Annotated in this window: 8 protein-coding genes; 7 read left to right on the forward strand and 1 reads right to left on the reverse strand. The window is 73.8% G+C overall.

Translation table 11 applies throughout. The features are described 5' to 3' along the window. The 6 genes from BEP24_RS17865 to BEP24_RS15140 all read left to right on the forward strand — a co-directional run. On the forward strand, window positions 1-270 hold a 270-nt coding region (locus tag BEP24_RS17865), incomplete at its 5' end, for a hypothetical protein (RefSeq protein ID WP_216093151.1). A 400-nt stretch (window positions 271-670) separates the two neighbouring features. After that, window positions 671-970: an Asp-tRNA(Asn)/Glu-tRNA(Gln) amidotransferase subunit GatC gene (gene gatC, locus BEP24_RS15120; RefSeq protein WP_065964795.1), complete on the forward strand. Its 300-nt coding sequence runs from the start codon at window positions 671-673 to the stop codon at window positions 968-970. Between the two features lie 10 nt (window positions 971-980). After that, on the forward strand, window positions 981-2,528 hold the full coding sequence (gene gatA, locus BEP24_RS15125; protein ID WP_065964797.1) for an Asp-tRNA(Asn)/Glu-tRNA(Gln) amidotransferase subunit GatA: 1,548 nt from the start codon (window positions 981-983) through the stop codon (window positions 2,526-2,528). Then, window positions 2,528-4,030 carry an Asp-tRNA(Asn)/Glu-tRNA(Gln) amidotransferase subunit GatB gene (gene gatB / locus BEP24_RS15130; RefSeq protein WP_065964802.1) on the forward strand — a complete coding sequence of 501 codons (1,503 nt, stop codon included), beginning with the start codon at window positions 2,528-2,530 and terminating at the stop codon, window positions 4,028-4,030. Before gatA ends, gatB begins: the two co-directional genes overlap by 1 nt. Window positions 4,031-4,182: 152 nt before the next feature. After that, on the forward strand, window positions 4,183-5,268 hold the full coding sequence (locus tag BEP24_RS15135; RefSeq protein ID WP_065964803.1) for a type III polyketide synthase: 1,086 nt from the start codon (window positions 4,183-4,185) through the stop codon (window positions 5,266-5,268). After that, complete coding sequence (locus BEP24_RS15140; RefSeq protein ID WP_253181724.1) at window positions 5,265-6,011, forward strand: methyltransferase domain-containing protein; 747 nt, start codon at window positions 5,265-5,267, stop codon at window positions 6,009-6,011. The genes BEP24_RS15135 and BEP24_RS15140 overlap by 4 nt, the downstream gene beginning before the upstream one ends. A 104-nt stretch (window positions 6,012-6,115) precedes the next feature. Here the strand turns inward: BEP24_RS15140 and BEP24_RS15145 are convergent, their stop codons facing one another. Next, window positions 6,116-7,168: a zinc-dependent alcohol dehydrogenase family protein gene (locus tag BEP24_RS15145; protein WP_065964804.1), complete on the reverse strand. Its 1,053-nt coding sequence runs from the start codon at window positions 7,166-7,168 to the stop codon at window positions 6,116-6,118. 200 nt (window positions 7,169-7,368) lie between these two features. Here BEP24_RS15145 and BEP24_RS15150 point away from each other — a divergent pair, with 200 nt between their 5' ends. Further along, window positions 7,369-8,364 (forward strand): DUF3097 domain-containing protein, encoded by a 996-nt coding sequence (locus BEP24_RS15150; protein WP_065964805.1) that lies wholly within the window; start codon window positions 7,369-7,371, stop codon window positions 8,362-8,364. Window positions 8,365-8,451 lie beyond the last annotated feature (87 nt).

Here is an 8,451-nt window from a genome sequence, read left to right on the forward strand (position 1 = left end):
GGGCCGGGGGCTGGGCTGCTGTTGCTGTTGCCGCGGCTGCTGCCGCGGCTGCTGCTGCGTTGGCTGTGGCTGCTGCCCGGACCGCGAGCGGGCGTTCCGTGCGGCGTGCCCGAGGGGCGCGCTGCCGGGATCGCCCGCTCGCGGAGGCGACGGGTCTCGGAGGCCGCGCCGATCCGCGAGCGGGCGGGAAGCGCGTCGGTACGGCGGTGGACGCTGCCGGATTCGCCCGCTCGCGGGAACGGTGCCGTCCTGGGGCACATCGATCCGTGAGCGGGCGGATCCTGCGCGATGGCCGGTCTCCGTGCTGCCGGTTTCGCCCGCTCGCGGGAACGGTGCCGTCCTGGAGCACATCGATCCGTGAGCGGGCGGATCCTGCGCGATGGCGGCGGTGGGCGCTGCGGATTCCGCCCGCCCGGGCTGGGGAGGGGGCGCCGACGGTGGGAACGGCCAAGGCAACCGACACGGAACGCGGGCGGGCGGCCTCGCGAGCGGGCGGTTCCTGCACCCCGGGGCCCATACCTGTGCAAGTACCGCCCGCTCGGCGGGAGAGGGCAGGCCGCTCACCGTGCGAGTACCGCCCGCTCGGCGGGAGCGGGCCGCCCGCTGCCCCCGAGCGTCCGGACCGGCCAATAGACTGGTCGGCGTCCCACGTCCCGATCGACGGAGCCCCATGCCTGACATCACGAGCGAGCAGGTCGCGCACCTGGCGAACCTCGCACGTATCGCACTCACGCCCGACGAGATCGAGAAGCTGACCGGTGAGCTGGCGCACATCGTCGAGAGCGTCGCCAAGGTCGCCGAGGTCGCGACCGACGACGTCCCCGCGACGAGCCACCCCGTGCCGCTCGGCAACGTCACCCGACCCGACGTGGTGGGGCCGACCCTGACCCAGGAGCAGGCGTTGTCCGGCGCCCCCGACTCCGACGGCGAACGGTTCCGTGTGACGGCGATCCTCGGCGAAGAACAGTAGGCGACAGAAGATGACCGACGACATCACCAAGCTCAGCGCCGCGGCGCTCGCCGACGCCCTCGTGGCGCGCGACGTCTCGAGCGTCGAGGCCACCCAGGCCCACCTCGACCGCATCGCGGCCGTCGACGGGGACGTGCACGCGTTCCTGCACGTCAACGAGAACGCCCTCGCCGTCGCGAAGTCGATCGACTCCCGCCGTGCCGCGGGGGACGACCTCGGCGCGCTCGCCGGCGTCCCGATCGCGATCAAGGACGTCCTGTGCACGCAGGACATGCCCACGACCTCGGGCTCGAAGATCCTCGAGGGCTGGCGTCCGCCGTACGACGCCACCCCGGTCGCGAAGCTCCGCGCCGCCGGTCTCGTGCCGCTCGGCAAGACGAACATGGACGAGTTCGCGATGGGCTCGACCACGGAGTTCTCCGCGTACGGTCCGACGCGCAACCCGTGGGACCTCGACCGGATCCCCGGCGGGTCCGGCGGTGGTTCGGCCGCAGCGGTCGCCGCCCACGAGGCGCCCTTCGCCCTCGGCTCCGACACCGGCGGCTCGATCCGGCAGCCCGGTGCCGTCACCGGCACCGTCGGTGTGAAGCCGACCTACGGTGGGGTCAGCCGCTACGGCTCGATCGCGCTCGCCTCGAGCCTCGACCAGGTCGGCCCGGTCTCGCGCACGGTCCTCGACGCCGCGCTCCTGCACGACGTCATCGGCGGACACGACCCACGCGACTCCACCTCGATCCCCGACGCGTGGCCGTCGATGGCCGCCGCCGCGCGCGAGGGCCTGCAGGCCGACACACTCCGTGGTCTCAAGGTCGGCGTCGTCAAGGAACTCGCCGGTGGCGAGGGCTTCCAGGCCGGTGTGACGCAGCGCTTCCAGGAAACCGTGGCGCTCCTCGAGTCGGTGGGCGCACAGGTCGTCGAGATCGACGCCCCGAGCTTCGCCTACGCGATCAGCGCGTACTACCTGATCCTCCCGGCCGAGGCGTCGTCGAACCTCGCGAAGTTCGACTCGGTGCGCTTCGGCCTCCGCGTCACGCCCGAGGGCGGCGCGACCGTCGAGGACGTCATGGCCGCGACGCGCGAGGCCGGGTTCGGCCCCGAGGTGAAGCGCCGCATCATCCTCGGCACCTACGCCCTGAGCGCCGGCTACTACGACGCCTACTACGGCTCGGCGCAGAAGGTCCGCACCCTCGTGCAGCGCGACTTCGCGGCCGCATTCGAGCAGGTCGACCTGCTCGTCAGCCCCTCGGCCCCGACGACGGCGTTCCCGCTGGGTGAGCGGCTCGACGACCCGCTGGCGATGTACCTCAACGACCTCACGACGATCCCGGCGAACCTCGCCGGCGTCCCCGGCATGAGCATCCCGAACGGCCTCGCGCCCGAGGACTCACTGCCGACCGGTGTGCAGCTGATGGCCCCGCAGCGCGAGGACGCCCGCCTGTACCGCTACGGCGCCGCGCTCGAGCGCCTGCTCGAACAGCAGTGGGGTCGCCCGCTCATCGACAGCATCCCGGACCTCGACCAGTCTCAGCAGTCCGCTGCGCAGGAAGGTGTGATCTGATGGCGCAGAAGGACGCGCTGATGGACTTCGACGAGGCGCTCGAGCGCTTCGAGCCGGTGCTCGGCTTCGAGGTCCACGTCGAACTCGCGACGAAGACGAAGATGTTCTCGGACGCCCCGAACTTCTTCGGTGGCGAGCCGAACACGAACGTGACCCCGGTCGACCTCGGGCTCCCCGGCGCACTGCCCGTCGTGAACGAGCAGGCCGTGCGCTACTCGATCCAGCTGGGCCTCGCGCTCGGCTGCTCGATCGCCGAGTCCTCGCGGTTCGCGCGGAAGAACTACTACTACCCGGACAACCCGAAGAACTACCAGATCTCGCAGTTCGACGAGCCGATCGCGTTCGAGGGCGAAGTCGAGGTCGAGCTGGCCGACGGCACCATCTTCACCGTCCCGATCGAGCGCGCCCACATGGAGGAGGACGCCGGCAAGCTGACGCACGTCGGCGGTGCCACCGGCCGCATCCAGGGTGCCGAGTACTCGCTCGTCGACTACAACCGTGCGGGCGTCCCGCTCGTCGAGATCGTCACGAAGCCGATCTTCGGCGCGGAGCACCGCGCCCCGGAGCTCGGCGCCGCGTACGTCCAGGTCATCCGTGACCTCGTCCGCGCGCTCGGCGTCTCCGAGGCCCGCATGGAGCGCGGCAACCTGCGCTGCGACGCGAACATCTCGCTGCGTCCCTGGGGCCAGGAGAAGCTCGGCACCCGTACCGAGACGAAGAACGTCAACTCGTTCCGTGCCGTCGAGCGCGCCATCCGCTACGAGATCCAGCGTCAGGCCGCGATCCTCGCCGCCGGCGGCACGATCACGCAGGAGACCCGCCACTGGCACGAGGACACCGGTCGCACGTCGGCCGGTCGCCCGAAGTCGGACGCCGACGACTACCGCTACTTCCCGGAGCCCGACCTGCTCCCCGTGGTGCCGGACCCGGCCGTGATCGAGGAACTGCGGGCCTCGCTGCCCGAGGCCCCGGTCGCGCGTCGCCGCCGGCTCAAGGGCGACTGGGGCTTCAGCGACCTGGAGTTCCAGGACGTCGTCAACGGCGGGCTGCTCGACGAGGTCGAGGCCACCGTCGCCGCGGGCGCCTCGCCCCAGGCCGCGCGCAAGTGGTGGACGGGTGAGATCAGCCGCGTCGCCAACGCTCGTGACGCCGCCGCCGGTGACCTCGTGTCGCCGCAGCACGTCGCCGAGACCATCGCGCTCGTCGAGTCCGGCGACCTCACCGACCGTCTGGCCCGCCAGGTCCTCGAGGGCGTCATCGCCGGCGAGGGCTCCCCGGCGCAGGTCGTCGAGGCCCGCGGCCTGAAGGTCGTGTCCGACGACTCGGCGCTCACGGCAGCGGTCGACCAGGCGCTCGCCGCGCAGCCCGACGTGCTCGCCAAGATCCGCGACGGCAAGGTGCAGGCCGCCGGTGCGATCATCGGCGCGGTCATGAAGGCCATGCAGGGACAGGCGGACGCGGCGCGCGTCCGCGAGCTGGTCCTGGAGCGCGCGCAGGCCTAGCCCGCCACCACGGGACGGACGGGAGGCGCGGTGCCAGCTGGCACCGCGCCTCCCGTCCGTCGTCTGGTCGGCAAGCGGACCACCGGCCGCCGCGCCGGAGCTGGACCAGGGCAACCTGGGGACACGTCAGCGACCCGGTGACAGGATGGGTCGTGACCGCAACGATCCGCGCCATCGGGACCGCCGTCCCGCAGACCACCCTCGACCAGGCGGCGGTGCGGGACCTCTTCGCCGGGCAGCCCGACCTCGGTCGCCTCGGCCGCCGCCTCGTGCCCGCCGCGTTCGACGTGTCCGCCGTCGAGCACCGCCACACGGTCATCGAGGAACTCGACGCCACCCGTCCGGGCGGGTTGTTCCGGCAGGACGGCGGCGACCTCGTGTCCCCGTCCACCGGCACGCGCAACGACCGGTACCGCGAGCTCGCACCGGCGCTGTTCGTCGCGGCGGCACGCGACGCGGTGGACCGTGCCGGCGTCGACCCGGCTGCCGTCACGCACCTCGTGACCGTCTCGTGCACCGGCTTCACGCAGCCGGGGCCGGACATCGACGTCGTCGACCAGCTCGGACTGCCGGCGGGGGTGTTCCGGCACCACATCGGGTTCATGGGCTGCTGCGCGGCGTTCCCCGCCCTCCGCATCGCCGCCGCGTTCGCCGAGGCCGACCCGTCCGCGGTCGTGCTCGTCGTCTGCGCCGAGCTCTGCACGCTGCACGTGCGTGCGTCCGACGACCCCGACCAGATCGTCGCGAACAGCGTGTTCGGCGACGGTGCGGCCGCGGTCGTCGTGACCGGGGGCGGCGCCGGACTCCGGATCGACGGGTTCGCGACCGCGACCGTGCCCGAGGGCGCCTCCGAGATGGCGTGGAACATCGGGGACGAAGGCTTCGAGATGGTCCTGTCGACGGCGGTGCCGAAGCTCGTCGGCGTCCACGTCCCGGCCGCCGTGTCGACCCTGCTCGCTGAGGACGAGGTCGCCGCCGACGTGCCGGTCTGGGCCGTGCACCCCGGCGGACGGGCCATCGTCGACCGGGCCCAGGAGGCGCTCGGCCTGCCGGACAGCGCCGTCGCGTCGAGCCGGAACGTGCTCCGGGACCACGGGAACATGTCGAGCGCCACGGTCTTGTTCGTCCTCCGCGACGCACTGGAGCAGGGGGTCGCGGACGACTCCGCGCTCGTCGCGGTGGCGTTCGGCCCGGGCCTGACGGTCGAGAGCGCGCGCATGACGGTGGTGGGGGCGTGAGCGGCGACCACCCGCGCGACCTGGGCCGACCCGGCGGACGGGCACCGCGCCTCCCGGCCGTCGACCTGAGGACCCGGGCGACCGACCTGCGCGAACTCATGGACGACCCGGACTGCGACCCGCAGGCGCTGGAACGCACGTTCCGGCGGTTCGCCGTGGTGAACGCCCTGGTCAGCGGGTGGCGCGCGGTGTGGCGGACGCACGTCGTGCCGGCGCTGCCCCCGAGTGGGCGCGGCCGCGTGCTCGACCTGGGGTGCGGCGGCGGCGACCTGGCGCGCGCGCTCGTGCGGTGGGCGGCGAGCGACGGGCTGTCGATCGAGGTCGTCGGCGTCGACCCCGACGAGCGGGCGATCGCGTCGGCCGCGCGCTCGACGCCGCGCGGGGTGACGTTCCGGCAGCAGTCGAGCGCCGACCTCGTCGCGGCGGGGGAGCGGTTCGACCTCGTGGTGTCGAACCACGTGCTGCACCACCTCGACGACGAGGCGCGCGCGGCGTTCCTGGCGGACTCGGCGCAGCTCGCGACCGGGCGGAGCCTGCACTCGGACATCCGGCGGTCGCGGCAGGCCTACCGGGCGTACGCGCTGGCGTCGCCGTTGGTGGCCGTCGGGACGTTCGTGCGCGTCGACGGGCTGCGGTCGATCCAGCGGTCGTTCACGGTGCCGGAGCTGCAGGAGGTGCTGCCGCGGGGGTGGCGTGCGGAGCGGGCGGCGCCGCACCGGGTGCTCGCGGTACGGGACGCCTGACCCGGGCTCTGAGGTAGGGCGCGGGACGCCTCGCCCGGGACCGGGACCGGGACCGGGGCCGCGGGGCGCGGGGTCGAGACCCGCGCTGCCCAGCGCCCCCTCCCCTACGGGCGCAGCAGCACCTTGATCGCGCGCCGCTCGTCCATCGCCGCGTAGGCCTCGGCTGCCTGCTCCAGCGGCAGCTCGAGGTCGAACACCCGGCCCGGCTCGATCGCACGCGACAGCACGTCGGGCAGGAGCTCGGGGATGTACGCGCGCGCCGGGGCCATGCCGCCGCCGACCGTGATGTTCCGGCCGAACAGGAACGGCATCGGCAGCTCGGGGTCACCCGCGGGCACCCCCACGTAGCCGACGTTGCCGCCCGCGCGGACGACCCGCAGCGCCTGGTCCATGCTCTCCGCGGTGCCGACCGCCTCGAGGGCGCAGTCCGCCAGGTCGCCGCCGAGCAGCTGCCGGACGGCAGCGACACCCTCGTCGCCACGGGCCTCGACGACGTCCGTCGCCCCGAACTCGCGCGCGAGGGCCTGCCGGTCGGCGTGCCGGCTCATCGCGATGATCCGCTCGGCGCCGAGGCGCTTCGCCGCGAGGACGGCGGACAGCCCGACGGCGCCGTCGCCGACCACGACGACGGTCCTGCCCGGTCCGACCTCGGCCGACACCGCGGCGTGGTGTCCGGTGGAGAACACGTCGGACAGGGTGAGCAGCGAGGGCACGAGGTCCTCGTCGACGGGCCCGGGCACGACGACGAGCGTCGCGGCTGCGTCCGGCACCCGGACGAACTCGGCCTGTGCTCCACCGAGCGGGTGGCCGTAGGCGTCCGGCGTGACGCCGAAGGTCGAGCCGTGGTCGCAGCCGCTCGTCATGCCGTGGGCGCAGGCCTGGCACGTGCCGTCGTTCGTGGTGAACGGCGCGATGACGAAGTCGCCGACCGCGAGGCCGTCGACCTCGTCACCGAGGGACTCGACGACGCCGACGAACTCGTGTCCGATGGCGCGCGGCTCCTTCGTGTCGCGGACGCCGCGGTACGGCCAGAGGTCGGAGCCGCACACGCAGGCGGCGGTGACGCGGACGACGGCGTCGGTCGGGGCGATGACGGTGGGGGCGTCGCGCTCCTCGACGCGGACGTCGCGGGGAGCGTGGATGACTGCTGCGCGCACGGTGTGGCCTTCCGTTCGGGGTGGCCGCGGGGCGTGCGGTGACGCGTGCGGCCGGGGGAGAGCACGACGTGTACGGGGACGCACCGTGCTCGGGATGGGTGCGGCGTGTGCGTGACGCGCCGCGGGATGGGTGCGGCGTGTGCGTGACGCGCCGCGGGTGCCGGCGCCGTTGCGGGACTGGTCGACACTACGCTTCCCGGGTGGACGAGGACCGGTACGGCAGCGACGTGCTCTCGGGCGACTGGCGCTCGAGGGGCGTCGAGAAGGTGCAGCAGGTGCCGCTCGAGCGCGGCATGGTGCTCGAGGACCCGGATTCGGGGTGGGCGGGCGCCGTGGTCGGGCTCGAGGCGGGCAACGTCTCCTTGGAGGACTGGAAGGGTCGCGTCCGCGCCTTCCCCTTCACCGGGCAGTTCCTGCTCGAGGGCAAGCTGGTCACGCTCGGTCGGCCGCAGGCGCCGGTCGGCCGGTCGGCGGGTGGTGCCGCGGGCGCGGGCGGTCGGTCCGGTCCCGGTGCCGCTGGTGTCGGCGGGCGGTCTGCCGCGGCTGCACCCCCGGCTCGCGCCGGATCGGACGGGAGGCCCGGTGCAGCCCCGCCGGTGCGGCACGCGTCCGACGGTGGTCGCCTCCGCACCGCCTCCGGCTCGTTCGCCGTCGAGCAACAGCGCGCACGCGTCGCGCTGCCCTCCCGGATCATGGTCGAGGGCCGGCACGACGCCGAGCTCGTCGAGAAGGTCTGGGGCGCGGACCTCCGCGTCGAGGGCGTCGTCGTCGAGTACCTGGAGGGCGTCGACAACCTCGCCGACGTGCTCGAGGAGTTCCGCCCCACGCGGGAGCGTCGGGTCGGCGTGCTCGTGGACCACCTCGTGCCGGGGTCGAAGGAGTCCCGCTTCGCCGAGGCCGTGATGCGCGGGAAGTGGGGTGCGCACGTGCTCGTGGTCGGACACCCGTTCGTCGACGTCTGGCAGTCGGTGAAGCCGTCGCGACTCGGGCTGACGGCGTGGCCGACGATCCCGCGCTCGATCGAGTGGAAGAAGGGCATCCTGCAGCACCTCGGGTGGCCGGCCGACGACCAGGCGGACGTCGCGCGCGCGTGGCAGCGGATCCTCGGGCAGGTGCGGACCTTCGCCGACCTGGAGCCGCAGTTGCTCGGGCGCGTCGAGGAGCTCATCGACTTCGTCACCGAGCCGCAGGGCTGACCAGCCCGGCCACTCGCGCTCGCGACGGGCGGGGCGGGGGCGGGTCGCGCCTCCCGTCCGTGCCCATCCGCCCCCCCCGTGCCCTGT

Origin of the sequence: Curtobacterium sp. UCD-KPL2560, from assembly GCF_001705035.1 — a bacterium.
GTDB lineage: Bacteria > Actinomycetota > Actinomycetes > Actinomycetales > Microbacteriaceae > Curtobacterium.